Here is a 24,997-nt window from a genome sequence, read left to right on the forward strand (position 1 = left end):
GGACGTCATGCCCGCCGTCAGCGCAGACACCCTGACCCTGCCCCGCATCTCCGGCGCGACCATCGATCAGACCGACCGCCCCGTCCGCTCCGTGACGACCGGCCCCCGCGGCCACGAAGGCGAGGGCTTCCCCGTCGTCCGCGCGTTCGCGGGCGTCTCCCAACGTGCGCTCGACCCGTTCATCCACATGGACCAGATGGGTGAGGTCGAGTACCAGCCGGGCGAGCCCCGCGGCACCGACTGGCACCCGCATCGCGGCTTCGAGACCGTCACCTACATGATCGACGGCCGCTTCCAGCACCAGGACTCGACCGGCGGGGGCGGCCTCATCGAGAACGGGGCCACACAATGGATGACCGCCGGATCCGGCATCCTTCACATCGAGACGCCGCCGGTGGAACTCGTCGAGTCGGGCGGCACGTTCCACGGCGTCCAGCTGTGGGTCAACCTGCCCGCCGTCGACAAGTTCATCACCCCCAAGTACCAGAACCTCGAGGGCAAGCAGGTCACCCTGCTGACGTCGCAGGACGGCGGTGCACTCGTCCGCCTGATCGCGGGCGACCTCGACGGACACGTCGGTCCCGGAGCCACCCACACGCCGATCACCTTCGCGCACGCGACGATCGCGCCCGGCGCCGAGCTGTCGACGCCCTGGCGCACCGACTTCAACGCGCTCGTCTACGTCCTGTCCGGGCGCGGCAGCGTCGGCGGCCGGGCCGTCGAGGGCGGCCAGCTCGTCGTCCTCGGCGCGGGCGACCGGATCACCGTGTCGGCCGACGGCAGCCAGGACTCGAACCGTCCCGCGCTCGAGGTCCTGCTGCTGGGCGGACTCCCCATCCGGGAGCCGATCGCACAGTACGGCCCGTTCGTCATGAACACGAAGGCCGAGGTCATCGAGGCCATGGAGGATTTCCAGGCCGGTCGCCTCGGCATCGTCCCGCCGGACGCCCTGCGCCCGCACCGCGTCCGCAGGTGAGCGACGCCTGGCGCCTGTTCATCGAGAACAGCGCACGCATGCAGACCGCGCTCGACGAACGGCTGCGCGCCTCCGACGGCATGAGCCTGAGCGACTACCACGTCCTGCTCCTGCTGTCGGAGGCCCCGGACCGCAGACTCCGCATGCGCGAACTGTCCGAACGCATGGTGTTCTCGGCGTCGCGCCTCACCTACCAGGTCGACGTCCTCGCCAAACGCGGGTGGCTGTGCCGCGAACCCGTCCCCGGCGACCGACGCGGCGCGTACGCGTGCCTCACCGACGACGGGCTCGCCGCGTTCGACGTCGCCGCCCGCCACCACGGGTCCGACGTCGACGCACTGTTCCACTCCGCGATCTCCCCCGACGACGAAGCCGCACTCGGCGCCGTCATGCGGCGCATCGCGACCAACCTCGAGGAGCATCGGTGATCACCGTCGTCCCGGCCGCCGACCGCCTGCATTGGGCGAACGAATGGCTCACATCCCGGCAGTCGTTCCCCGGCACCGGCAACTACGACCTGTTCGGGAACGCACACGGCGTCCTCGTGATGAACAACGACGACGTCGTCGACCCCGGCGAAGGCCTCGACGCGCATCATCACCAGAACATGGAGATCCTGACGTGGGTCCTCGACGGCGCGGTCACCCACCGCGACTCGCTCGGCCACGAGGTGACGCTCGGCGAGGGAGTGCTCGGCCGGATGACGGCAGGCACGGGCATCACGCATTCGGAGCGGAACGCGTCGTCGCGCGCCGACCGGAAGGCTCTGCGCGTGATCCAGATGTGGGTGGCGCCGGACACCGACGGTCTGCCGCCGAGCCATTCCGAGCACGACGTCGCCGCGGCCCTGGCGACCGGCGAGCCCGTGCTGGTCGCGTCCGGACGGCCGGAGCACGCCGGCCTCGACGTCGCGCACATCCACAACGAGTACGCGGCGCTGCACATCGCGAAACCCGTCCCCGCGGCCGCGATCAGCCTGCCCGGAGCCCCGTACGGGCACCTGTTCGTCGCGCGCGGGTCGGTCACCGTGGACGTCGACGGCGAGACCCGCGAGCTGTCCGAGGGGGACGCCGCACGGTTGACGGACGCCGGCGGGATCGTCGTCCGCGGGACGAGCGACGACGCCGAGATCCTGTACTGGGAGATGCACGCGACGTTCGATATCGTGCGACCCTAGAGGCATGAACGCCCCCGATCTGAACGCCTCTGTCACCGACCTGATGGGCCGCGCCCGCGACGACCTCGCCGCACTCGTCGGATTCCCGTCCGTGCACCTCGACGCGTCGAAGGCCGAGGCGAGCCGCGCGAGCGCCGACTGGGTGGCCGCCGCGTTCGACGACCTCGGCTTCGCCACCGAGGTGATCGTCACCAGCGACGGTTCGCCTGCCGTCGTCGGGTACCGGCCCGGTCCGGAGGGGTCGCCGACAGTCGCCCTCTACAGCCACCACGACGTGCAGCCCGCGGGCGACGACGCGCTGTGGTCGTCGCCGCCGTTCGAACTGACCGAGCGCGACGGCCGCTGGTACGGGCGGGGATCGGCCGACTGCAAGGGCAATCTCGTCTCGCACCTGACCGCGCTGCGCGCGGCGGGCGACGACATCGCCTGCAACGTCCGCATCATCATCGAAGGCTCCGAGGAGGCCGGCGGCGAAGGCCTCGACGACCTCGTCGCCGAGCGTCCCGACCTGTTCGCCGCAGACCTCATCCTGATCGGCGACGCAGGCAACGTCGCCGCGGGCGTCCCCACGTTGACGACGAGTCTGCGCGGCGTCGTCAACGTGAAGCTGACCGTGTCCGCGTTGGAGACGGCCGTCCACTCGGGCGCCGCGGGCGGTCCGACGCCCGATGCGATGGCCGCCCTCATCGCCGGGCTCGCCTCGCTGCGCGACGCGCGCGGCGACACCACCATCGACGGGGTCCCCAACGACCAGACGTGGGAGGGCGTCGTGTACTCCGACGAGCAGTTCCGCAAGGACGTGGGCGCGCTCCCCGGCACCGACATCCTCGGCAGCGGCACCCCCGCCGAGATGGCGTGGGCCCGGCCCGCCGTCACCGTCATCGGGGTGGACGCCCCGTCGACCGCGGACTGCGCCGCCGCCATCATCCCGCGGGCCTCCGCCATGCTGAACCTGCGGATCCCGCCGGGCCTGGAGCCGCAGCCCGTCTACGACGCCCTCGTCGCCCACCTGACGGCGCACATCCCGTGGGGTGTGACTGTCGAGGTGGAGCCCGACTCGTTCGGTCGACCGTTCCTCGCGACCACCGACGGGCCCGGATACCGCGCGCTCACCGACGCGATGACGTCCGCGTACGGCATCGACGGCGTGTTCTACGCGGGCCAGGGCGGATCGATTCCCCTGTGCACCGTGCTCGCCGAGGCCCATCCCGCCGCGGAGATCGCACTCCTCGGCGTCGAGGAGCCGCTGTGCCACATCCACGCACCCGACGAATCCGTCGACCCCGAGGAGATCCGCCGGACCGCTCTCACCGAGGCCCTCCTGCTCACCTCGTTCGGGAGGTGAGCAGGGTCAGCAGCGGCCCTTCGGGAGCTTGGCGATGTTCTTGTCGAGCCAGTCGGCGACCTTGTTGAGGACGGCGACGCCCGTGCCCATCGGGTCGCCCGAGTAAGTGCTCATGGCGACGGCCGTCTGACTGCCGTCCTTGTGCGTGATGAGCCCGAGCTGGCGCACTTCGACGCCGCCCTGGTCACCGGGGCCCCAGCCGCCCTTCACGGACGTCTTCTTCGGCGCGTCCATCGTCCGGATCCCCCACTCCTGGTTGTCCGCTACGCGGCCCATCAGGCGGACGATCTCCTTGCTGTCGTCGAGACAGGGCAGATTGGAGCCGAATGTCGCGGCGCCCTCCAGCGGCCACGGGGTGAGGCCGAAGGTCTCGTCGTCGGCCTTGATCTCGACGACCCGCGTCGTGGTGTCACCGCCGTCGCGGAACACGGCCTCCACCTGATTCCGCCCGGAGGACGGCGACCCGAGCGACTTGCGGAGCGCGAGAGCGGCGTCGTTGTCGGAGTCGACGATCGCGTTCTCGATCTCGGGCATCCACCCGTTCTTCCGCTTGGCGGCCAACGCGAGCGGCACCTTGATCGTCGACCACGCGACCCGTGGTGTCTGGTCGCCGAACGTGTAGACGTCGCCGCCGCCGACGGGCGCCAGCGCGACACCCACGTCGGCCGGGAATCCCTGCCGAGTGAAGCTCGCCGCGAGAACCGCTTCCGCACCGGTCGGAACCGTGGACGTGCTCGACGCGGCCGTCGCCGGACTGCTCGCGGCGGTCGTCGCCGCCGGCTGTCCCGATTCGGCGGAGTCCCCGCCGTCCGCACAGGCCGCCAGGCCCGCCGTCGAGATCGCCGCGACGACCGCCGTGGCGAAGGCGCGACGGATCGTCGCAGATCGCAGAGTGTTCACCGGAATCCGCTCAGTAGATGTAGACGACGGCCTGATTGCCGCCGCGGCAGGCGACGATGCCCGCGTACGGGCCGCACGTCATCACGTAGTTCTTCATTTGCTGAGGAGCCCAGGCGTTGATCGTCCGCGACTCGCCGAGCGCCCCGCTCTGGACGTACGAATCGCGCACGTTCCGGGCGAACTCGCAGCCCGTCCACTGCGGATAGCCGGTGCCGACGCCCGAGTAGCACTCCTGGTTGTCCGACGGCGGGGGCCCCGGCGTGTACGTCGAGGTGGTCGGCGTGGTGACCGTCTGGCCGGAACCGCTGTCGGCGACGTCTGCCGCGTCCGTCGGCGACTCGCCCGCCTGGGTCGTCGTCGCGTCGTCGGAGCCGAGCTTGTCGGCGGCCAGCCAGGCTCCGCCGCCGATGAGGGCGGCGACGAGGATGCCGATGAGCACCATCAGTGCGGTGTTGGTGGCATTGCGTCCGGGTGCGGGCACCGGGCCGCTCCCGTACGGGTACGCCTGTCCGGGGTACATGCCGACCGGCACCGGGCCGCTCTGCAGGTGGACCGGGCCGCTCGCGACCTGGTGCGGCCCGCTGGCGACCGTTGCGGCGTATCCGGCCGACGCGACCATCGTCTGACTGTGCGGACCACTGTTCACCGGACCGCTCGCGACCGGCGGGCTCGGGACGTCGGGAACCTTCTTGAGCATGGTGTTCGCGGCGTTGTCGACCGCGACGATCGACGTCTGCGCGACCGCGACGTCCGGCGTCTCGCCGTCCAGTGCTCGGCGGGCCGCGCGGGCCAGATCGCCCGCCGACTGGCATCGATCGGCCGACTTCTTCGCCAGGCCCCAGGCGACGACGGCGTCCATCGGGCCGGTGACGGACGGATTGACGCCCGACGCCGCGGGCACGTCGTCGATCAGGATGCCGCGCATGACCGTCGACACCGAGTCGCCGGGGTACGGCTGACGGCCGGTGAGCAGTTCGAAGAAGAGAGCCGCGAGCGAGTACACGTCGGACGACGCACCGACCTCGCCGTCCTCGAACTGCTCGGGCGACATGTAGGCGACGGAGCCGATGGCCGTGCCGGTGTGCGTCAGGTGAGTGTCGTCGGCGGCGTGCGCGACGCCGAAGTCGACGAGGTAGGCGAAGTCGGCACTCGTGACGAGGACGTTCTCCGGCTTCACGTCACGGTGCACGAGACCGGCGGCGTGGGCCGCGTCGAGAGCCGCCGCCACCTGCTCGATGAGGCCGACCGCCTCATCCATGTCGAGGGCGCCCCGGTCGCGCAGGACGGCACGGAGATCGCGGCCGTCGACGATGCGCATGTCGAGGAACAAGGTGGACTCGATCTCGCCGAAGTCGTGGATCGGAATGATGTGCGGTTCCCCGAGGCGGGCGAGCGTCTGGCATTCGCGACGGAAGCGCTCCTGGAACGTCGGATCCTGCGCCACCTGCGCGTTCAACAGCTTCAACGCCACCTCGCGGTCACGCGACGTGTCGTGCGCCCGGTACACCTCGCCCATGCCGCCGCGGCCGAGCAGTTCTTCGAGCCGGTACGGCCCGAACGTCTCGCCGACACGGTTCGGCGTGTTGTCACCCATCGAGTGTCTCCTTCTTCACAGCCTTGCAAGGCTAGGCCGTGAAGACGACCGATGTGCAGTCGACATCGCCCCGTTCGGGAAATTCCCCCGTTCGAATTAATCCGAACAGATCAGCAGGCTCCGACAGGGAACTTCGACAGATTCGCTCCGATCCATGTGCCGACGCGGTTGAGCATGACGGTGCCGTCGTCGAACGATCCGCTGGTCGGCAGGGCGGCCATGCTGACCGCGAACGCTCCGCGCGGAGTGGTCACGACACCGAGCTGACGGACCACGTACTTGCCCGTGGAATCCGATGCGGGTCCCCAGCCGCCCTTGACCGCGGTGGTGACGCCGCGCCGCTTGAGCGTCTGGACTCCCCACTGCTGATTCGACTCGACCACCGCCATGTGTCCGAGAACGCGCCGCGCGTCGGGCATGCACTGCAGGTGCGCGCCGAAGCGGGACTGCCGCGCGAGAGTCCACTGGGTGGCCCCCGGGTAGCTGGCCGGCCTGTCCGCCTGCGACGCGACGTGCGTGCCCGTGTCGTGGCCTTCGCGGAGGACCGCGGTCACCTCGTCGACGGCACGCCTTTCGGTGCGCATCGAATCCCACAGTCGTTCGGCCGCGTCGTTGTCGGAACGCCGGATCGCGGCGCGGATGTCGGGAGCCACCCGGGAACCGTTGACGCGCTCGGCCGCGATCGACACCGGAACCTTCAACGTCGACCACGCCCTGGCCGTCTTGATCGATCCGAACGACATCGTCTGATCACTTCCGACCGGCGTGATCGCGAGGCCGACAGCACCGGGGAGACCGCGTGTGGCCTTGGTGAAGCTCGGCGCGAGTTGCGCTCGTGAGGCCGGCGGCGTCGCGCCCAGATTCGGCAGTCCGGGCAGTGCCGCCGCCGTTCCCGCCCCGATCACCGTCCCGCAGGTCAGGACGAGCGCAGCACATGATGAGACAACCCCGCGACGAATCACACAAACCCCTTCAGCAACATCCGTAACAGAGATTCACGCTAGCCACTCGCTCGTCGGCCACCAACTCGCGTGGCCCACCCGCAACGCCTACGTTGTCGGACTGTTATCTCCCTGGCGAGCCATCCGAACGGCCTACGCGAGAGGTCATACGCCCCATCACGGGCTAGTCTGACCTCATGTCCACATCTGGGTACAACGAGTACCAGCACTATCCGCCGACAATGCACGGCGGACACAGGCCCCCAAACCGCCGCACCCCGCTGATCATCGCGTTCACGGTTGCTGGGATCGCGCTCATAATCGCGATCGTCGCGGTAGCGGTCGCAGTTCTCAAGGCAAACGACAGCAACGAAGCTTCGCCCAGCACACAGGTGACCACGACGACCATCCAACAAACCGCCGCGGACGCACCTCAAACGCAGGCGACGACAGCACCACAGCCGACAGTCAGCGACGTCCGCGGTTCCCTGGCAAGCCAGGGCTACGTGTATCCGTGCGGCTCGTCGGTGTTTCGGAACAGCGAGCAGACTCAGTGCGGCTGGGCTGAGAATGTCCGTCAGGCGACACTCTCACGCGGATCGTTCAGTGGCGTTCCGATCTACAGTCCTTACCTCGGGTACACCGTCTCAACGACGTGCTCCGACCGGGGTTCGTACTACATCTGCCAGGGCCAGACGGTGAATACGATCGCAGTGATCAAGTGACGAGTGTCAACTTCCGAGAGTCTGCCGCACTCGCGCTCGTCGTCGGATTCAGCACGCTGCTGGCGGCGTGCACGAGCCCGCAAGACTCGGGGAGCCCCGTAAAGACGGTGACCGTGACGACGACCGCAGCCTCATCGTCAACGACTGCGGCTCCTCGCAGCAGTGCTGATTCGGGATGCCGCGCGCCCGTCGTGGCACTCGACCCGGGCCACAACGGCCAGTCGATCTCCGTCTTCGACAAGATCACCGGTGTCGAGATGCGCGACTACCCGAACGGAGCCGAGGACGCCGACGTGTTCGCTGTGGCAACTACTGCGAAGCGTGCCCTCGAACGTGCTGGCTACACGGTGGTCCTCCTGAAGAAGAACACCAGCGAAAGCGTGACATATCGCCAGCGAGTCGACCGCGCCGAGCGAGCAGAAGCAGATATCGGCATCAGCATCCACACATCTCCTGGCGAGCACTCCGTCTTCGACCAGCGTCTCGGCGGGTACCGAGAAGGTACAGGCGCCGACGGCCAAACCCTTCGCGTCACATTCAAGAACGCAGACCTCGCCCGGAAGAGCGGGCGCCTGTCCTCAAAGTTCGCGACTGCTCGAAGCCAGGTCGAAGGCCGTCAGGTAAACGTCGTGCAGAACAACTTCGGTGGGCGCGCGCCGCTGTGGGCTGGCGACCTTCCGATGATCTCTCTGATCTCGCAGAAGGTGCCGTGGGTGTACAGCGAATTCGGAACTGTGGACGGTGGAGGCGGGTCGAACCCTATCGGCCCAACGGGACGATCACTGTACGCACGGTCCATAGTCGCGGCGACAAAGGCTGCGGTCCCGAACACCTGCGAGTGACACCCCCATCCTCGCACGTCCTCAGTAGATATGAACCTCCGCGTTCGTTCCGCCCCGGCAGATCACGATCCCCTGTTCAGGATTGCAGGCCATCGAATACGTTGTCCCTGTCGTGGGTGATGACGCGTACACCATGCGACTCTGCCCCATCGGCCCGGCCGCGAGATATGCGGCGCGAACATTGATCGCAAATCCGCAGGTGGTCACGCCTGTCCCGACGCCAACCCCGTCAGCGCACTCGACCGAGCCCGGCGGAGGTGTGGCCGCCGTTGTTTGAGCAGGTTCGATCGTGTTCGTGATCGTCGTCGTGGACGATCCTGCGTCGTCGATCGATCCACTGCTTCGAAAGCCGAACCAGTAGACGGCTAGCCCGATAAGAGCCATGATCAAGACCCCGATTGTCAGCGCCAAGACGAGGTTCGTCATCCGGTTGTCGCGAGTGGGAATGGGTCCGGTGTAGCCAGGATACTGGCCGTAACCCGGCTGCGGCCCCGTGAATGAATGCGGCCCCGAATACACCTGCGGTCCCGAGTATGAGATGCGCTCGGTCGCGGCGTGTGGACCCGAGTACTGCTGCTTCACCAGCGACGGGCCGACCATCGTCCGATTGAACGCGGGGTCCGGCTCCACTCCGTCGAGAGCGGCGCGGGCCGCCTCCGCGAGGCCGCCCGCGGTCGCGAACCTCGCGGCGGGCTCCTTGGCGAGGCCGCGCCGGACCACGGCGTCGAGCGCGTACGGGACGTTCGGACTGATCGAACTCGGGGCGGGGACCTCATTGAGGACGGTCGCTTTGACGACGGCGCTCACCGAATCGCCCGGATACGGCTGACGGGCCGTGAGCAGCTCGAAGAGGACCGCGGCCAGCGAGTACACATCGGACGCCGGGCCGATCGGCACGTTGTCGAGCTGCTCGGGCGCCATGTACGCGATCGAACCGACGGCCGTGCCGGTGCGGGTCAGGTGCGCGTCTCCCTCGTGGTGCGCGATGCCGAAGTCGACGAGGTAGGCGAAACCCGCGGGCGTGACGAGAACGTTCTCGGGCTTCACGTCGCGGTGCACCAGACCCGCCTCGTGCGCCGCGTCGAGCGCGGCCGCCACCTGCTCGATGATCGCCACCGCTGCCGCAGGCTCCATCGCACCCTCGGACCGCAGAATCGACCGCAGGTCACGACCGTCGACCAGCCGCATGTCGAGGAAGAGGACTCCGTCGATCTCGCCGTAGTCGTGGATCGGGATGATGTGCGGCTCACCGAGCTTCGCGACGGCCTGCGACTCCCGACGGAACCGCTCCTTGAACGTCTCGTCGTCGGCGAGGTCTGCCTTGAGCAGTTTCAACGCGACCTCGCGATCGCGCGCCGTGTCGAACGCTCGATACACCTGGCCCATGCCGCCCTTGCCGATGACGCCGTCAAGGCGGTACGGGCCGAAGCTGGAGTCTTCCGTCATGGGGACGATCATTCCTCATGACTCCGGCACTTTCGACACTCGACAAGGGCATTGTCATACGTTCGGAGGGTCCAAGTGCCGGAGTCAGGGAGCGGGACGCCACTGGGCCATGCCCAGGAAGACCATGATCAGCTGCTTCTCGGTCCGAGTGACGAGGGCGCGCTCGGTGGAGTCGCGGCCGTCGCCGTCCAGAAGCTCGGCGACGGCGGTCATCATGATCGTGACGATCAGGTCCGCGGCGAGTTCGAGGTCGTCGGCCTCCCACGACACCAGCGCGGGCGTGCGGGCCAGATCGATCGCCAGCTCACGCGACAGCAGGCGCAGCTCGGTGCCGATCGCACGTCGAACCTCGGCGACGCCGCCGTGCTGCTCGCGGACGAGGAATCGGAACTGACGCTCGTCCGAGCGAACCTTCTTCAGCAGGATCGCGAGGGAGTCTCGGGCGGTCGGCATGCCGCGGCCCGCGAGGTCGCGTCGCGCTTCGCGGAGCGCACCGCGCAGGACCCGCATCGCATCCTCGACGAGGGTGACGCCCAGATCCTCCATCGACGCGAAATGACGATAGAACGCGGTGGGCACGATTCCCGCCCCGCGTGCGACTTCTCGCAGGCTGATGCTTCCGAATGAACGGTCGTCCACCAAGTCGATCGTGGTGTCGAGCAGCGCCTGCCGAGTCTGTTCCTTCTTCTCCGCCCGACTTCCGGCCACGCCAGCAGTCTAGTTCACCTCCCGTTTCCGCCGATCGGCACCGCAGCGGAGCAGCGATCTCCGGTGACGACGGACACATCGCCGGACGCTTGACACCGAGCTGTACAGCGATCATTCTTTTTTGTGTACAGATGTTCACTGAAATCTTGAACGAACTGGAGGAGACCCGACATGGCAAACCGCATCGCGACTCTCGTCGGATCACTCGTCGAAGCCACGGCGACCCCGTACCCGGTCGATCGCTACCTCGAATTCATCGACCCCATGCTCACCTGGCGCGACACCAGGGCCAAGGTCGTCGAGGTCCGCCGTCAGACCGACCGTTCCACCACCGTCACCCTGCGTCCCACGCGCCAGTGGAAGGGGCACACTGCGGGACAGTATGTCGAGGTGGGAGTGGTCATCAACGGCACCCGCCACCGCCGCTTCTACTCGCCGGCCAACGCCGAGGGCTCCCGCGGAGACATCGAGCTGACCATCGCCGTCCACGAGAACGGCCTCGTCTCCAACCACCTGCGCGAGAACGCGACCGTCGGCGACGTCGTGAGCCTGGAGACCGCGGGCGGAGTCTTCGCACTCCCCGCCCAGCGCCCGGCCGAGATCGTCCTCGTGAGCGGCGGAAGTGGGATCACACCTGTCCTCTCAATGCTGCGCACCCTCGTCGCCGAAGGGCACCGCGGCCCGATCACTTTCGTGCACTACGCGCGCACTCCGGACGACGTTCCCTACAGCGTGGAACTCGACGCGATCGACCGCACCATCGACGGCGTCGACGTCCGGATGCACTACACGCGCACCGAGAACCCCGAGCACTTCGTCGCCGAGCACATCAGCGACGTCGCCGAACGGAACGGTGCACAGGTGTACATGTGCGGTCCCGGCGCACTGATGAGCGCAGTCCGCGAGTACGCCGACACCGCGGGCATCGCCGACCGCGTCCACTCCGAGGCCTTCACCATCGAGGCCCCCGCCGCCCCCACCGCGGACCAGATCGGCGGCGACGTCGTCTTCGCGAAGTCGAACGTCACCGCGGACAACGACGGACGCACGATCCTCGAGCAGGCCGAAGGAGCGGGCCTCACGCCCGAATTCGGCTGCCGCATGGGCATCTGCTTCGGCTGCACCAAGATCCGCAAGTCCGGAACCACGCGGAACGTCCTCACCGGCGACCTCGACTCCGAGCCCGACAAGCACATCCAGATCTGCATCACCGCGCCGTGCGGCGACGTCGAGATCGACGTCTGACCCCGGCACACCCCGACCACACCGAGCACCGAAGGAACGCAGGATCATGACCATCGCACCCCTCGCACTCCGCAAGAAGACCGCCCCGTCCACCGAGATCAACCTGACGTTCGAGCAGGTCGAAGCCATCGGAGCCGAACTCGACGAACTCCGCGGCCGCATCATGGCCGACGTCGGCGAGTCGGACCGCGAGTACATCTACAAGATCATCCGCACCCAGCGGAAGCTCGAGGTCGCGGGCCGTGCCGCCATGTACGTACCCTTCCTCCCTCCCGTGTGGCTCGCGGGCGTCGCCGCACTCGGCGTGTCGAAGATCCTCGACAACATGGAGATCGGCCACAACGTCATGCACGGCCAGTACGACTGGATGCGCGAGGAGACGTACAACTCGCGAGAGTTCGACTGGGACAACGTCTGCCCCGGCGACCAGTGGAAGCACAGCCACAACTACCTGCACCACACGTTCACCAACGTGCTCGGCGAGGACCGCGACATCGGCTACGGCATCCTCCGCATGGCGCGCGACCAGAAGTGGCATCCCTACTTCCTCGGCAATCTCGCCTACGCGACCGCGCTGATGGTGCTGTTCGAGTGGGGCGTCATGCTGCACGACCTCGAGGCCGAGAACGTCATCACCGGCAAGCGCAAGTGGAGCGACGTCAAGGGCCTCGTTGCGGGCATGTGGCGCAAGGCCCGCAAACAGGTCGCCAAGGACTACATCCTGTGGCCCGCACTCACCGGGCCCTTCTTCGTGACGACGCTGGTCGGCAACACCGCCGCCAACCTGATCCGCAACGTGTGGGCCTACTCGATCATCTTCTGCGGTCACTTCCCCAGCGGTGTGCAGACGTTCACCTCGGAGGAGTGCGCCGACGAGACCAAGGGGCAGTGGTACGTCCGTCAGATGCTCGGTTCGGCCAACATCACCGGCGGCGAACTGTTCCACATCATGAGCGGCAACCTGTCGCACCAGATCGAGCATCACCTGTTCCCCGACGTCCCCGCCAACCGCTACCCGCAGATGGCGCCCGAGGTCGAGGCGATCTGCACCAAGTACGGCCTGCCATACAACACCGGCACCCTCAGCCAGCAGCTGCTGTCGACGTGGAAGAAGATCGCGAAGCTGTCGCTTCCCAACTGGATGACGCGTGACGACGACGATCTGGTCGTCAACATCGAGCGCACCAGCACGGCCGTCGACGCGGCCTGACCCACGCGCCATGAGCCCCTCGACCCGCCTTCGGCGTCGAGGGGCTCATTCGTGCCGATCGGGCTCGTCCGAGTGACTAACGTGCATCCCATGGCACTTCACGAGATCACCTTCACCTCGCACAACGACCGCGACACCATCCACGGGTGGATCTACCAGCCCGTGCGACCCGCACGCGGCGTCGTGCACCTGATCCACGGCCTCGGCGAACACTCACGCCGATACCTGCACCTGATCACCGTGCTGCTCGACGCCGGATTCGTCGTCGCCGCCGACGACCATGCGGGGCACGGCAAGACCGCCGCGGAGTCGGGCATCTGGGCCGACTCGGGAGACGACGGAGCCGAGACCGCGGTGGCCGACGAGCAGATCCTGCGATCGCGCGTTCGCAATCTGTACCCCGACCTGCCGTACATCGTGTTCGGGCACTCGTGGGGATCGATGATCGCGCGCCCGCTCGCCGCTCGTCTCGGCGACGATCTCGCCGGCTTGATCCTGTGCGGGATCGCCGCCCAGATCCCAGGGGCCGACGCGTTCGACCGCACGAAGATCGCCGCCGAACCCGATCGCGCCGCCCCCGCCGATCTGACGTATGTCGGGACCCTGTTCGACGGGTTCGTCTCTCGGTACGGCGACGGCGCGGGCCCGACCGACTGGGTGGCGCGAAGCCCCGAGGTGGTCGCCGATCACGCGGTCGACCCGCTGAACAACGTCGGCGCGCCGATGAGCGTGCGCTTCCTGCAAGGTTTCGTCGAGTTGTACGACCGCGCCAACTCGGACGAGTGGTACACCTCGATCCGCCCCGATCTGCCGGTCCTCATCCTCGCGGGCGATCAGGATCCGGTGACCAACTACGGCGAAGGCGCCTACCACGTCGCGAACACGCTGGTCGCGACCGGACATCCGAACGTCCGCGCCCGCGTGTACAGCGGATTCCGCCACGAAGTGCACAACGAACCGGAGATCCGCGACGACGTGGAGGCCGAAGTCGTGGCGTTCGCCGAGGGCGTCTGCGGGGAGTGAACAGATCTGGTGCTCAAAAGGCGCATATTCGCCTTTTGAGCACCAGATCTGTCGGGCACGAGGGTGTGTCTCCCAATTCGCCGCTCGGGATTGGCGGATCAGATGTGTACCCGGCAAGGCGGAGGAGGGAGGGATACCGGTAGGTATCACGACCGACGACAACGCCGTAGGGCGTGCATCTGGCCGTCAAGACCGCGCGAAGCGAATTGGGAGACACACCCTAGACTGAGGCGGTCGTCTTCTAGGAGGGATCGGGTCGTGGTCGGTCGGGTTGAACGCAACAAGGACATCGCGCAGGAGATGGTGCAGAACACCGCGTCGCGCGTCGGGAACATCACGTCGATCATCACGACCGCCGTCGGCGACGTGGCGCGCGAGGTCGGCGAGCTGGTGACGGACGGATTCGAACTCCGCGACGCCGCCAAGAAGGCCGAGAAGGCGGAGAAGAAGGCCGAGGAGTCCTGAACCACTCCATGCCCGACAGGACTTCCCGGCCCGACCAGTACGAGGTGCTGCGCACCGTATTCGGGTACGACCAGTTCCGCGGCGATCAGGATCAGATCGTCTCGCACCTCATCGACGGCGGCGACGCCGTCGTGCTGATGCCTACCGGCGGCGGCAAGAGCCTCTGCTATCAGGTGCCCGCGTTGGTCCGCGACGGCTGCGCCGTGGTCGTGTCGCCGCTGATCGCGCTGATGTCCGACCAGGTCGGCGCGCTGCGGCAGCTCGGCGTCGCCGCCGCGTACCTCAACTCCACCCAGTCGCCCGACGAGCGCGCCGAGGTGGAGCGGGCGTTCCTGTCCGGTCGGCTCGACCTGATCTACGTGGCCCCGGAACGCCTGAGCAATCAGTACACACGCGACCTCCTGTCCCGCGGGAAGCTGTCGCTGGTGGCGATCGACGAGGCGCACTGCGTGTCCCAGTGGGGCCACGACTTCCGGCCCGACTACCTGGCGCTGGGCGAACTCGCCGAACTGTGGCCCGACGTCCCGCGCATCGCGTTGACGGCGACGGCCACGCGTCGGACGCACGAGGAGATCACCGAACGTCTGCACCTTCGAAACGCGCGCCACTTCGTGTCCAGTTTCGACCGCCCGAACATCACCTACCGCATCGAGCCGAAAGCGCAGCCGACCAAGCAGCTCCTCGAGTTCATCCGCACCGAGGGCGTCGTCGACGGCGAGCAGGCGACGGGCATCGTCTACGCGCTCAGCCGGAAGTCCGTGGAGGCCACGGCTGCGTTCCTCGTCAAGAACGGGATCAACGCACTCCCGTACCACGCGGGCCTGGACAAGCGCCTCCGCGACGACACCCTGCACCGATTCCTCCGCGAGGACGGGATCGTGGTGGTCGCGACCATCGCGTTCGGCATGGGCATCGACAAACCGGACGTGCGGTTCGTCGCCCACATCGACCTGCCGAAGAGCGTCGAAGGCTACTACCAGGAGACCGGCCGCGCGGGCCGCGACGGACTGCCGTCGGTGGCGTGGATGGCGTACGGGCTGGCCGACGTCGTCCAACAGCGTCGGATGATCCAGATGTCCGACGGCGACGCCGCCCACCAGCGGTCCCAGTCCGAGCATCTGAACGCGATGCTCGCGTTGTGCGAGACGGCGTCGTGCCGCCGCGAACAGCTGCTGCGGTACTTCGATCAGGACTCGCAGCCGTGCGGCAACTGCGACACCTGCCTCAACCCGCCGCAGACGTGGGACGGAACCGTCCCCGCACAGAAGCTGATGGCGACGATCTGGCGGCTCGACCGCGAGTACCGCCAGCACTACGGGGCGGGACACCTCATCGACATCCTCCGCGGCGTCGACAACAAACGCATCGACCAGCTCGGGCACAAGAACCTGTCGACCTACGGCATCGGCACCGAACTCGACGCGGTCGGATGGAGCAGCGTGGTCCGCCAGCTCCTCGCGTCCGGCTACCTGGAGACGCGCGGCGAGTACGGCCAGTACTTCCTCACCGAGGCCGGGATCCCCGTCATGCACGGCAAGGTCCCGTTGACCTTCCGGGAGGACGCCAAACGCGCCGGTCGTGGGCCCAAGCCGAGCAAGGCCACGACGCCGACGAACCTGTCCGAGGCGGACGCACCGCTGTTCGAGGCGCTCCGACGGTGGCGTGCGGTGGTCGCGAAGGAAGCCGAACTGCCCGCGTACACGGTGCTGGGCAACAAGACGCTCGAGGCGCTCGCGCACGTCCGCCCGACGAGCCGCAACCAACTGCTGTCGATCAACGGCATCGGCGAGGCGAAGCTCGAACGGTACGGCGACGCGGTCCTCGATGTGATCTCGTCGTTCGAGGCGAGCTGAGCGTAACCCTCGACGGCTCGACGCCGCACCCGTACCGTGAGCGGCGTGTCGAGTTCACCGAACCAAACGTCCGCACTGTTCGAGCAGGTAGACGCCACTGTCACCGTCGAGGAGGCCCCGTCGTGGCATCGCGGCGTGTTCGACTTCCCGAACCCGGTCAACGACTACGCCGCCCGCTCGACGGCGGGTCTCGTGATCACTCTCGCCGTGGCGGCGATCGTCGTCGACCAGCCGTGGCTGTACGGGATCCTCGCGCTCGGCTTCGTGCTGCGGGTCGCCGGCGGACCCCGGTATTCGCCGTTCGGTCGGCTCGCCGTCCACGTGCTCGCCCCGAAGGTCTGGCGTAGGGAGAAGACAGTCCCCGGTCCGCCGAAGCGGTTCGCACAGGCCGTCGGACTCGCCTTCACCGGCACCGCGTTCGTGCTGTCGCTGGCCGGGTTCGGCCTCGCCGCGCAGATCGTCGTCGGCGCGCTGATCGCGGCGGCGTTCCTCGAGTTCGCGTTCGGCGTCTGCCTCGGCTGCATCGCGTTCGGCTATCTGCAGCGCGCGGGCGTCATCCCGGACGACGTCTGCGAGGCGTGCAACGATGTGACGCTGTTCGGACGAGGCTAGGGTGTGTCTCCCTAGTCCAGCAGCCCCAGCACGATGCCGTCGAGGATGTCGTGCTCGGAGACCACCATCTCGGTGACCTGAGAGCGCCGCAGGAACGCGACGATCTCCTTGGTGACGATCGCACCGCCGCCGATCACGTCGGCTCGGCCCGGGTGCATCGGGCCGAGCGCCAGTCGCTGCGCGCTGCTCATCGCGATGAGGTCGTCGCAGATGCCGACCAGATCGGTCAGCGGGATACGCGAATGGTGGATGCGTTCGGGATCGTACTCGGCGAGCTTCTGGTGCAGCGCCGCGAACGTGGTCAACGTGCCCGCGCATCCGACCCATGTCCGGGCCGGGGTGGTGTCGACGGCGCCGAACGCGTACGCCAGCTCGTCCCGCGCGTAGCACTCGGCACGGATCGTCTGTGCCAGCGTGGGCGGGTCGGACTTCAGCGACCGCTCCGTCAACCGGACGCAGCCGATGTTCGCCGAGTACGCGCCGCGGACACCGCCGTCGGCGTCGCCCAGCACCACCTCGGTGCTGCCGCCGCCCAGATCGGTGACGACGAACGGGCCGTCGGCCGGGTCGAGTCCGCCGATGGCACCGCGGAACGACAGCCGGGCCTCCTCGTCCCCGCTGATGACCTCGGCGACCGCGCCCGGCTGCACGTGACGCAGCAGATCCGCGGTCATCGCGAAGAACTCGTCCCGGTTACGGGCGTCGCGGGTCGCGGATGTGGCGACCATGCGGACCGTGTCGACTCCGGCCTCGACCATCTGCTCGACGTAGCCTTCGAGCGCATCGGCGACGCGCTCGATCGCCTCGTCGCTGAACTCGCCGGTGGCGTCGACGCCTTCACCGAGCCGGACGACGCGCATCTCGCGGGCGACGTCCACCAGCCCGCCCGCCCCGTCGGGGTCGGCGATCAGCAGGCGGATCGAATTGGTGCCGCAGTCGACCGCGGCGACGCGAGTCACAGCGTCTCGACTGCGCTCGACGAGCCGGGGAGCGCGGGCCAGTCGGCAGGCACCGCGATGCCGCGGAGTCGTTCCTCGTCGGCCAGCATCGCGACGGCCTCGTCGCCGAACGGGTTGACGCCGGGGCCCTTCGCCAGCGCGTGCGCGACGAGGACGTGCAGGCACTTCACCCGGTCGGGCATACCGCCGCCGGTGAAGTCGGTTCCGAGCGATTCGATGGCGTCGCGTTCGGCGAGATAGCTCTCCCCCGCCGCCTTGTACGCGGCGGCGAGGTCGGCGTCGTCGGCGAGACGCGCCTGCATCTCCCGCATCACACCGCCCGACTCAAGGCGGCTGCACGCGCCGGTCAGGCGCGGATCCGTCAAATAGTAGAGAGTCGGGAACGGCGTCCCGTCCGGCAGGCGCGGCGCGGTCTTCACCACGGCCGGCTGCCCGTCCGGCGTCCGATAGCTGACTTCGAGAACGCCTCGCGGAGTCCTGCCGAGTTGCTTCTCGACGGCTGCCAGGTCGTTGTCCGAGACGGTCACTTGCCCTCCGGCGGTGTCGCCACCGCATCCCACATGTTCTGGTACCACGGGTTGGCGGCGCGCACGCGCTCCGCCTCGTCCGCGGCGTCTTGCTGTTCGGTGTCCGGCGCGATCGTGACGAGCTGTCGCTCGCCACGTTTGACGTATTGCAGTCGGGCGCGCGCCTGCGCCTCGATGTACGCCGGGTCGTGCTGTTCGGCGACCTTGCGTTGCAGCTCGCCGACCTCGGCCGACAGCTCCGAATTCGACTGCTGGTAGTGATTGAACTCGGCCCGCTGCGACAGGTAAGTCCGCACCGGCACGGCCAGAGTCAACGCCAGGAAGACGACGATCAGCCCGAAGATCGCGGCCCGCTTCGGGTCCACTCGACCGAGCCTGGCGAGCAGCGCGTTGGGTGCCCGCTTGCTCACTTCTCCCGACGACCACTCGTCGACCGGAGCGGGCCTGCGGGCCCGCGACGGCGGCGCGACGGCGTCGACGATCACATCGAGGTCGTCGTCGGACCTCGTCCGGGCGCGTCGGGGACGGGTGCGCGACCGTGCGGACTCTGGCGTCCGCCGGTCACTCCTGTCCCGACTGCTGCGCCCGGACGACGATCCTCCCATGCCTTCTAGCTAAGCACGCTCAGACGGTGAAGCGCGGGAACGCCAGGTCACCGGCGTAGCGGGCGGCGTCGCCCAGGCCCTCTTCGATGCGGAGCAGCTGGTTGTACTTGGCGACGCGCTCGCTGCGAGCCGGTGCACCGGTCTTGATCTGGCCCGAGCCGCAGGCGACGGCGAGGTCGGCGATCGTGGTGTCCTCGGTCTCGCCGCTGCGATGGCTCATCATCGACTTGTAGCCGTTGTTGTGGGCCAGCGAGACGGCGTCGAGGGTCTCGGTGAGGGTGCCGATCTGGTTCACCTTGACCAGCAGCGCGTTGGCGATGCCTTCGTTGATGCCGCGCTCGAGACGCTCCGGGTTGGTGACGAACAGGTCGTCGCCGACGAGCTGGACCTTGTCGCCGACGGCCTCGGTCAAGGCCGCCCAACCGGCCCAGTCGTCCTCGGCGAGGCCGTCTTCGATCGACACGATCGGGTAGTCGGCGATCAGCTTGCCGTAGAAGTCGATCATCTGCTGCGCGTTCAGGGCCTTGCCGCCGAACTGGTAGGCGCCGTCACGGTAGAACTCGGTGGACGCCGAGTCGAGGGCGACGACGACGTCGGAGCCGAACTTGAGGCCGGCGTTGCCGACGGCCTCGGCGATCACGTTGAGGGCGGCCTCGGTGTTGGGCAGGTCGGGGGCGAAGCCGCCCTCGTCGCCGAGCGCCGTGCTCATGCCCTGCTTGTGCAGGACCGACTTGAGGGCGTGGTACACCTCGGCGCCCCAGCGCAGCGACTCCTTGAACGTCGGAGCACCGATCGGGGCGATCATGAACTCCTGGAAGTCGATGCCGTTGTCGGCGTGCGCGCCGCCGTTGATGATGTTCATCATCGGGACGGGCAGGATGTGGGCGTTGGGGCCGCCGACGTAGCGGAACAGCGGAAGTCCGGCCGACTCGGCTGCGGCACGGGCCACCGCAAGCGAGACACCGAGCAGGGCGTTCGCGCCGAGGCGCGACTTTCCGGGCGTGCCGTCGAGGTCGACGAGGGTCTGGTCGAGGACCCGCTGGTCGTCGGCCTCGATGCCGATCACCTCGGGTGCGATGTCGCCGAGGACGGCCTCGACGGCCTTCGTGACGCCCTTGCCGAGGTAGCGATCGCCGCCGTCGCGGAGTTCGACGGCCTCGTGCTCACCGGTGGACGCGCCCGACGGCACCGCGGCACGAGCGAACGTGCCGTCGTCGAGAACCACTTCCACCTCGACCGTCGGATTGCCTCGGGAGTCGAGGATCTCGCGCGCGCCGACCTGCTCGATAATTGCCACTTGTTCCAACCCCATTCAGATGGTCGTGCCGACTTCGTCGGCGGGTACGTCCTCTAGGGTAAACGCACCTGGGGCGGGCGAGGAATCAGTACCGGACGTTCACCGAGTACGCGTTGGCGTGATTGCGGACGCGCAGAACGTAGTCCATCGAATTGTTGTAGGTGAGAACCGCCTTCTCCCACCCCTGCGGCGTCGTCATGTCCCCGCCGGACGACACGCACAGGTACCGCGCGGCCGACAGCGAGGCGTCGTCGATGTTGTCCGGGTCGGCCTTGCCGTCGCCGTTCGCGTCGACGCCGAACCGCTTCCACGTCTCGGGGATGAACTGGAACGGACCGACGGCGCGGTCGTACTCCTTGTCGCCGTCGATCACGCCGTTGTCGGTGTCCTTGATCTCCCAGTTCCCGTTGGTGCCGTCGAGCTGCGGGCCGCGGATCGGCGGGGTGACGTCGCCGTTCGGCAGCACCTTCGCCTCGTGGTGCGTCCCGTGTTTGCTCTCGACGCCGCCGATCCCGGCGATCGTCGTCCACGCGATGCCGCATTCGGGGTACTGCTGACGTTGGATCTCGGCGGCGTTGCCGTACGCCTCGAGCGAGATCAGCGGGATGCCGGTCGCCTCGGAGATCGGGGTGGCCCACGTCTTCATCAGGTTCGCCGTGCGCCCCGGACCGTGGATGTCGATGAACGGCTGCTGGACGCCCGGTCCCGGCGGAACGCCGTCGGGGATCTCCGGTCCCTCCCACGGCAGGTCGACGTTGCAGGCGCTCACCGCCACGGCGACAGCGGTCACCATCGCGGGCACGGCCAGTCGGCGCACGGTACGAGCCGTCGGCACAGCTGATCAGTCCTTCCACATCCTGGGCGGTTCACCCACTGAACGCCCGTGAACGGCGATCAGTTCCCATCGTCCCACATGCGCGCGCGGGGAAGAATTCGCGTGACCTGCGACGTTCGCCCGAAAGCCGGGTCGTTCTGCCCATTCGCCGTCGACAAAGGTTGCGCTATCCTTCGGTAGCTGCCATAAGGCACGCCTTGCCTCACGAAAGTCGAACACCGATGCTCACACTCGCCGATACCGCCGGGCCGTCCGTCGCGACACAGATGTTCGGCAGCGGGCTCATCGGGGTCCGCGAGGGACTCGAGTCGGGCATCGTCGTCATGATCCTCATCGCTTTCGCGGTGAAGTCGGACCGTCGGGACGCCCTCAAATGGATCTGGCTCGGCGTCGCGGGCGCGCTCGCCCTGATGATCGGAACCTTCTTGATCATCCAGTTCGGCACGTCGACGATGTCGTCGCTCGCCGCCGAGTTGATCGCGGGCCTGGCATCCCTGTTCGCCGTCTGCATCGTCACGTTCATGGTGCTGTGGATGCGGAAGGCGTCGGCCAGCATCTCCGGCGAACTCAAGTCCGGACTGGAGACGGCGATGGGGGCGGGAGGCGCCGCCGTCGCGGGCCTGGCGTTCCTCGCTGTCGGACGCGAGGGCTTCGAGACGGCGCTGCTGATGGTCGGCTACGCGGAGAGCGGCGACAGCGGTCCGTGGCCGCTGATCGGCCTGCTGCTCGGGGTGCTCGTCGCCGTCGGTCTCACGTTCCTGCTGTACCGCGGCGCGATCCGGATCGACTTCAACAGGTTCTTCTTCTACACCGGCCTGTTCCTGATCGTCGTCGCCGCGGGCATCGCATCGTACGGCGTCCACGCGCTGCAGGTGTACGGCTGGCTCCCTGGCCTGCACAACGTCGCCTTCGACATCACGTCGTCGTACGACCAGAGCGCCTGGTACGGCGAGGTGCTGCAGGGCATCTTCAACTTCCGGCCCGAGCCGACATGGCTGCAGGTGATCGTGTGGGTCTCCTACATCGTGATCGTCGGGACACTTTTTGTCGTCCGCGGGCGCAAGCCCTCCCCCGCACCACAACGCACGGATCTCGAGGCCGACGAGACCGTCGCGTCCTAGAAGACCCGTACCTGCCGAGAGTTCCACCCCCGAAAGGAAATCCAGTTCATGGCAATCTCGACCACCTTCTCCCGAGGTCTGCGGACCACGGCGATCATCGGACTCGCCGCCGCCACGCCCATCGCGCTGGCCGCGTGCGAGGCCAAGTCGAGCAGTGACGGCGCGATCACCGTCACCTCGTCCGACGACGCATGCGACCTGTCGACGACCGACGCCCAGACCGGCCAGGTGAACTTCGAGATCAAGAACACGGGGGCCAAGGTCACCGAGTTCTACGTGTACGGGCAGAACAACCGCGTGCTCGGTGAGGTCGAGAACATCGGCCCCGGCCTCACCGGCAAGCTCGGCGTCGAGATCGTCGACCCCGGCACCTACACCGTCGCGTGCAAGCCGGGCATGGTCGGCAGCGGCGTCCGCAAGGACCTCAAGGTGACCGGCAACAAGAAGGCCAAGAGCGAGGCCCCGGCCGACGTCGAAGCGGCCAAGGCCCGCTACCTCGAGTACGTGCGGGGCCAGGTCGACGCGCTCGTCTCCCAGACCCAGACGTTCGTCGACGCCGTGAAGTCCGGCGACCTCGACACCGCCCGCAACACGTTCGGCCAGGTCCGTACGTCGTGGGAGCGGGTGGAGCCGGTCGCCGAGAGCTTCCCCGACCTCGATCCGCTGATCGACATGCGGTGGGACGACACCGAGGACGGCAAGGTCGAGTTCACCGGCTTCCACCGCATCGAGCGTTTCCTCTTCCCGCCGCAGGCCGACGAGATCGGTGAGGCCGGCGGCCAGATCGCGCCGGAGGACGCCGCGGACGCCAAGGTCAACGACACCAAGGAGAAGATCGCGGTCATCGCCGACGGACTGCTCACCAACGTGAAGCGGCTCCAGACGGAGATCAACAAGCCCGATTTCGTCTTCGAGACGCAGAGCTTCGTCAAGGGTCCGCAGGCGCTGGTCGACGAGATCGCCGCCACCAAGGTCGGCGGCGAGGAGGACCGCTACAGCCACACCGACCTGTGGGACTTCGCCGCGAACATCGACGGCGCGGAGACCCTGATCGCCGAGATGCAGCCGATGATCTCCAAGGCCAGCCCCGAGCTGATGAACAAGATCACGCAGCAGTTCGAAGCGATCCGCAACGCGATCAACGCGCTCCGTGACGGCGACGGATACCGCTCGTACGACAAGGTCGACGAGGCCACGCGCCGCGACCTGTCGGACAAGATCGACGCACTGTCGGCGAGCCTCTCGCAGGTCCCCGGCATCGTCCTTCAGAAGTAATGGCTGACAGGGAGAGCCAAGTCGGGCCCGTGTCCCGGCGCGCCGTCCTCGGTGCGGCGGGAGCGGGGCTGGTCGTCGGAGGCGCCGTCGGCGCGTTCGGCGGATACTCGGCGTCGGACGCAGCCGAGGCGGGCGACGACCTGACGGTCCCGTTTCGCGGCGACCGCCAGGCGGGCATCGTCACCGCCGCGCAGGATCGTCTGCACTTCGCGTCGTTCGACGTCATCACCGATTCGCGGGACGACCTCATCGACATGTTGAAGAGGTGGACGACTGCCGCCGAGCGCATGACGCGCGGCCAGGAGACCGTCGACGACGGCGCGCTCGGCCTCGGCGACTACACGCCGCCTGCCGACACCGGCGAAGCGCTCGGGCTCTCCCCAGCCCATCTCACGTTGACGATCGGTTTCGGGCCGGGCCTGTTCGGTCCGAGCCTGGCCGACCCGAACCGGCGCGACCGGTTCGGGATCGCCAGCCGCAAGCCCGCCGCGCTGGCGGATCTGCCCGCGTTCGCCGCGGAGAAGATCGAGCCGTCGCGGTCGTACGGCGACATCTGTATCCAGGCGTGCGCCGACGACCCGCAGGTGGCCGTCCACGCGATCCGCAACCTCGCCCGCATGGGTGTCGGCGTCGTGTCGGTGCGCTGGTCGCAGCTCGGTTTCGGCCGCACGTCGGCGACCACCCGCAACCAGGACACTCCTCGCAACATGTTCGGGTTCAAGGACGGGACCGCCAACATCCGCGCCGAGGACACCGGCACCCTCGACGAGCACGTATGGGTCGCCGCGTCGGACAACCCACCCGCCGCGCAGTGGATGACCGGAGGCACCTATCTGGTGGCCCGCCGCATCCGCATGGACATCGAGCCGTGGGACCGGGCCAACCTGCTGGAGCAGGAGAACATCATCGGGCGCACGAAGGGCGAGGGCGCTCCACTCGGGCAGACCGGCGAGTTCGATGATCCCGACTTCCAGATCACGTCGGGCGGCGCCCCGCTCATCCCGAAGACGTCCCATGTGCGGTTGGCTCACCCGGACCAGAACAACGGTGTGCAGATCCTGCGTCGCGGCTACAACTTCACCGATGGATCGGACGGTTTCGGCCATCTCGACGCCGGCCTGTTCTTCATCGCGTTCAACCGCGACTCGTTCAAGCAGTTCGTGCCGATGCAGCATCAGCTGTCCCGCAAGGACGCGATGACCGAGTACCTGATCCCGAATGCGTCCGCCCTGTTCGCCGTCCCCCCGGGCCTCAAAGACGGCGAGTGGTGGGGTCAGCACCTGTTCACCTGACGCATTCCGTGCCACTCGCCGAGC

At 67.9% G+C, this 24,997-nt stretch carries 25 protein-coding genes; 15 read left to right on the top strand and 10 right to left on the bottom strand.

The features are described from left to right. The first annotated feature begins 7 nt into the window (after positions 1 to 7). From GYB83_RS06355 to GYB83_RS06370, 4 genes are read left to right on the top strand one after another with little or no spacing between them, the layout of a single operon-like run. Entirely contained in the window at positions 8 to 976 is a 969-nt protein-coding gene (locus GYB83_RS06355) for a pirin family protein (RefSeq protein ID WP_161894721.1), read from the top strand. Next, entirely contained in the window at positions 973 to 1,404 is a 432-nt protein-coding gene (locus GYB83_RS06360) for a MarR family winged helix-turn-helix transcriptional regulator (protein ID WP_371865009.1), read from the top strand. The genes GYB83_RS06355 and GYB83_RS06360 overlap by 4 nt, the downstream gene beginning before the upstream one ends. Next, positions 1,401 to 2,153: a pirin family protein gene (locus GYB83_RS06365; protein ID WP_161894722.1), complete on the top strand. Its 753-nt coding sequence runs from the start codon at positions 1,401 to 1,403 to the stop codon at positions 2,151 to 2,153. Before GYB83_RS06360 ends, GYB83_RS06365 begins: the two co-directional genes overlap by 4 nt. Before the next feature lie 4 nt (positions 2,154 to 2,157). Beyond that, positions 2,158 to 3,498: a dipeptidase gene (locus GYB83_RS06370; protein ID WP_161894723.1), complete on the top strand. Its 1,341-nt coding sequence runs from the start codon at positions 2,158 to 2,160 to the stop codon at positions 3,496 to 3,498. A gap of 6 nt (positions 3,499 to 3,504) precedes the next feature. Here the strand turns inward: GYB83_RS06370 and GYB83_RS06375 are convergent, their stop codons facing one another. The 3 genes from GYB83_RS06375 to GYB83_RS06385 form a co-directional block, all read right to left on the bottom strand. Next, entirely contained in the window at positions 3,505 to 4,398 is an 894-nt protein-coding gene (locus tag GYB83_RS06375) for a serine hydrolase (protein ID WP_228461233.1), read from the bottom strand. A gap of 10 nt (positions 4,399 to 4,408) precedes the next feature. Continuing rightward, positions 4,409 to 5,992: a serine/threonine-protein kinase gene (locus tag GYB83_RS06380; RefSeq protein WP_161894724.1), complete on the bottom strand. Its 1,584-nt coding sequence runs from the start codon at positions 5,990 to 5,992 to the stop codon at positions 4,409 to 4,411. Positions 5,993 to 6,102: 110 nt separating this feature from the next. After that, complete coding sequence (locus GYB83_RS06385; RefSeq protein ID WP_228461235.1) at positions 6,103 to 6,897, bottom strand: serine hydrolase; 795 nt, start codon at positions 6,895 to 6,897, stop codon at positions 6,103 to 6,105. Positions 6,898 to 7,130: 233 nt separating this feature from the next. Between GYB83_RS06385 and GYB83_RS06390 the strand changes: the two genes are divergently transcribed. Together GYB83_RS06390 and GYB83_RS06395 are read left to right on the top strand one after the other, a co-directional pair. Next, positions 7,131 to 7,658, top strand: a complete 528-nt coding sequence (locus GYB83_RS06390) for a hypothetical protein (RefSeq protein ID WP_161894726.1) — start codon at positions 7,131 to 7,133, stop codon at positions 7,656 to 7,658. Continuing rightward, entirely contained in the window at positions 7,655 to 8,500 is an 846-nt protein-coding gene (locus GYB83_RS06395) for an N-acetylmuramoyl-L-alanine amidase (protein WP_228461237.1), read from the top strand. Before GYB83_RS06390 ends, GYB83_RS06395 begins: the two co-directional genes overlap by 4 nt. Positions 8,501 to 8,521: 21 nt before the next feature. Here the strand turns inward: GYB83_RS06395 and GYB83_RS06400 are convergent, their stop codons facing one another. Beyond that, positions 8,522 to 9,946 (bottom strand): serine/threonine-protein kinase, encoded by a 1,425-nt coding sequence (locus GYB83_RS06400; protein ID WP_228461239.1) that lies wholly within the window; start codon positions 9,944 to 9,946, stop codon positions 8,522 to 8,524. An 84-nt stretch (positions 9,947 to 10,030) separates the two neighbouring features. Then, positions 10,031 to 10,654 carry a TetR family transcriptional regulator gene (locus tag GYB83_RS06405; RefSeq protein ID WP_161894728.1) on the bottom strand — a complete coding sequence of 208 codons (624 nt, stop codon included), beginning with the start codon at positions 10,652 to 10,654 and terminating at the stop codon, positions 10,031 to 10,033. 171 nt (positions 10,655 to 10,825) lie between these two features. Here GYB83_RS06405 and GYB83_RS06410 point away from each other — a divergent pair, with 171 nt between their 5' ends. From GYB83_RS06410 to GYB83_RS06435, 6 genes are all read left to right on the top strand, one after another. Continuing rightward, positions 10,826 to 11,899 carry a ferredoxin reductase gene (locus GYB83_RS06410; protein ID WP_161894729.1) on the top strand — a complete coding sequence of 358 codons (1,074 nt, stop codon included), beginning with the start codon at positions 10,826 to 10,828 and terminating at the stop codon, positions 11,897 to 11,899. Between the two features lie 46 nt (positions 11,900 to 11,945). Then, positions 11,946 to 13,109 (top strand): fatty acid desaturase family protein, encoded by a 1,164-nt coding sequence (locus tag GYB83_RS06415; RefSeq protein ID WP_161894730.1) that lies wholly within the window; start codon positions 11,946 to 11,948, stop codon positions 13,107 to 13,109. Positions 13,110 to 13,199: 90 nt separating this feature from the next. Beyond that, positions 13,200 to 14,132 carry an alpha/beta fold hydrolase gene (locus tag GYB83_RS06420; protein WP_161894731.1) on the top strand — a complete coding sequence of 311 codons (933 nt, stop codon included), beginning with the start codon at positions 13,200 to 13,202 and terminating at the stop codon, positions 14,130 to 14,132. Positions 14,133 to 14,390: 258 nt separating this feature from the next. Next, entirely contained in the window at positions 14,391 to 14,597 is a 207-nt protein-coding gene (locus GYB83_RS06425; RefSeq protein WP_161894732.1) for a hypothetical protein, read from the top strand. 8 nt (positions 14,598 to 14,605) lie between these two features. Continuing rightward, positions 14,606 to 16,450: a DNA helicase RecQ gene (gene recQ / locus GYB83_RS06430; RefSeq protein ID WP_161894733.1), complete on the top strand. Its 1,845-nt coding sequence runs from the start codon at positions 14,606 to 14,608 to the stop codon at positions 16,448 to 16,450. 75 nt (positions 16,451 to 16,525) lie between these two features. Continuing rightward, positions 16,526 to 17,062, top strand: coding sequence for a DUF4395 domain-containing protein (locus GYB83_RS06435; protein WP_161895523.1), 537 nt, complete (start codon positions 16,526 to 16,528; stop codon positions 17,060 to 17,062). Positions 17,063 to 17,073: 11 nt separating this feature from the next. Here GYB83_RS06435 and GYB83_RS06440 read toward each other — a convergent pair whose 3' ends face one another. The 5 genes from GYB83_RS06440 to GYB83_RS06460 all read right to left on the bottom strand — a co-directional run bounded on the left by GYB83_RS06440 (position 17,074) and on the right by GYB83_RS06460 (position 21,243). After that, on the bottom strand, positions 17,074 to 18,021 hold the full coding sequence (locus GYB83_RS06440) for a Ppx/GppA phosphatase family protein (RefSeq protein ID WP_161894734.1): 948 nt from the start codon (positions 18,019 to 18,021) through the stop codon (positions 17,074 to 17,076). After that, complete coding sequence (locus GYB83_RS06445) at positions 18,018 to 18,548, bottom strand: DUF501 domain-containing protein (RefSeq protein WP_161894735.1); 531 nt, start codon at positions 18,546 to 18,548, stop codon at positions 18,018 to 18,020. Before GYB83_RS06445 ends, GYB83_RS06440 begins: the two co-directional genes overlap by 4 nt. After that, the gene (locus GYB83_RS23550; RefSeq protein ID WP_228461241.1) at positions 18,545 to 19,153 is read right to left on the bottom strand and encodes an FtsB family cell division protein; all 609 of its coding nucleotides are present in this window, start codon (positions 19,151 to 19,153) and stop codon (positions 18,545 to 18,547) included. Before GYB83_RS23550 ends, GYB83_RS06445 begins: the two co-directional genes overlap by 4 nt. A 19-nt stretch (positions 19,154 to 19,172) precedes the next feature. Then, complete coding sequence (gene eno / locus GYB83_RS06455) at positions 19,173 to 20,450, bottom strand: phosphopyruvate hydratase (RefSeq protein WP_161894736.1); 1,278 nt, start codon at positions 20,448 to 20,450, stop codon at positions 19,173 to 19,175. 85 nt (positions 20,451 to 20,535) lie between these two features. Then, complete coding sequence (locus GYB83_RS06460; protein WP_161895525.1) at positions 20,536 to 21,243, bottom strand: lytic transglycosylase domain-containing protein; 708 nt, start codon at positions 21,241 to 21,243, stop codon at positions 20,536 to 20,538. A 263-nt stretch (positions 21,244 to 21,506) separates the two neighbouring features. Between GYB83_RS06460 and efeU the strand changes: the two genes are divergently transcribed. From efeU to efeB, 3 genes are read left to right on the top strand one after another with little or no spacing between them, the layout of a single operon-like run. Next, complete coding sequence (gene efeU, locus GYB83_RS06465) at positions 21,507 to 22,406, top strand: iron uptake transporter permease EfeU (protein ID WP_161894737.1); 900 nt, start codon at positions 21,507 to 21,509, stop codon at positions 22,404 to 22,406. A gap of 48 nt (positions 22,407 to 22,454) precedes the next feature. Continuing rightward, the gene (efeO, locus tag GYB83_RS06470) at positions 22,455 to 23,681 is read left to right on the top strand and encodes an iron uptake system protein EfeO (protein WP_186349731.1); all 1,227 of its coding nucleotides are present in this window, start codon (positions 22,455 to 22,457) and stop codon (positions 23,679 to 23,681) included. Next, complete coding sequence (gene efeB / locus GYB83_RS06475) at positions 23,681 to 24,973, top strand: iron uptake transporter deferrochelatase/peroxidase subunit (protein ID WP_161894738.1); 1,293 nt, start codon at positions 23,681 to 23,683, stop codon at positions 24,971 to 24,973. Before efeO ends, efeB begins: the two co-directional genes overlap by 1 nt. Positions 24,974 to 24,997: the final 24 nt, after the last annotated feature.

Source organism: Gordonia spumicola (genome assembly GCF_009932475.1).
GTDB lineage: Bacteria > Actinomycetota > Actinomycetes > Mycobacteriales > Mycobacteriaceae > Gordonia > Gordonia spumicola.

Bases quoted from the DNA above. Each gene is read 5' to 3' on its own strand.
- GYB83_RS06355 (WP_161894721.1), top strand. From the start codon at position 8: ATGCCCGCCGTCAGCGCAGACACCCTGACCCTGCCCCGCATCTCCGGC.
- GYB83_RS06370 (WP_161894723.1), top strand. From the start codon at position 2,158: ATGAACGCCCCCGATCTGAACGCCTCTGTCACCGACCTGATGGGCCGC.
- GYB83_RS06380 (WP_161894724.1), bottom strand. From the start codon at position 5,992: ATGGGTGACAACACGCCGAACCGTGTCGGCGAGACGTTCGGGCCGTAC.
- GYB83_RS06390 (WP_161894726.1), top strand. From the start codon at position 7,131: ATGTCCACATCTGGGTACAACGAGTACCAGCACTATCCGCCGACAATG.
- GYB83_RS06400 (WP_228461239.1), bottom strand. From the start codon at position 9,946: ATGACGGAAGACTCCAGCTTCGGCCCGTACCGCCTTGACGGCGTCATC.
- GYB83_RS06410 (WP_161894729.1), top strand. From the start codon at position 10,826: ATGGCAAACCGCATCGCGACTCTCGTCGGATCACTCGTCGAAGCCACG.
- GYB83_RS06415 (WP_161894730.1), top strand. From the start codon at position 11,946: ATGACCATCGCACCCCTCGCACTCCGCAAGAAGACCGCCCCGTCCACC.
- GYB83_RS06420 (WP_161894731.1), top strand. From the start codon at position 13,200: ATGGCACTTCACGAGATCACCTTCACCTCGCACAACGACCGCGACACC.
- recQ (WP_161894733.1), top strand. From the start codon at position 14,606: ATGCCCGACAGGACTTCCCGGCCCGACCAGTACGAGGTGCTGCGCACC.
- GYB83_RS23550 (WP_228461241.1), bottom strand. From the start codon at position 19,153: ATGGGAGGATCGTCGTCCGGGCGCAGCAGTCGGGACAGGAGTGACCGG.
- GYB83_RS06460 (WP_161895525.1), bottom strand. From the start codon at position 21,243: ATGGTGACCGCTGTCGCCGTGGCGGTGAGCGCCTGCAACGTCGACCTG.
- efeU (WP_161894737.1), top strand. From the start codon at position 21,507: ATGCTCACACTCGCCGATACCGCCGGGCCGTCCGTCGCGACACAGATG.
- efeO (WP_186349731.1), top strand. From the start codon at position 22,455: ATGGCAATCTCGACCACCTTCTCCCGAGGTCTGCGGACCACGGCGATC.
- efeB (WP_161894738.1), top strand. From the start codon at position 23,681: ATGGCTGACAGGGAGAGCCAAGTCGGGCCCGTGTCCCGGCGCGCCGTC.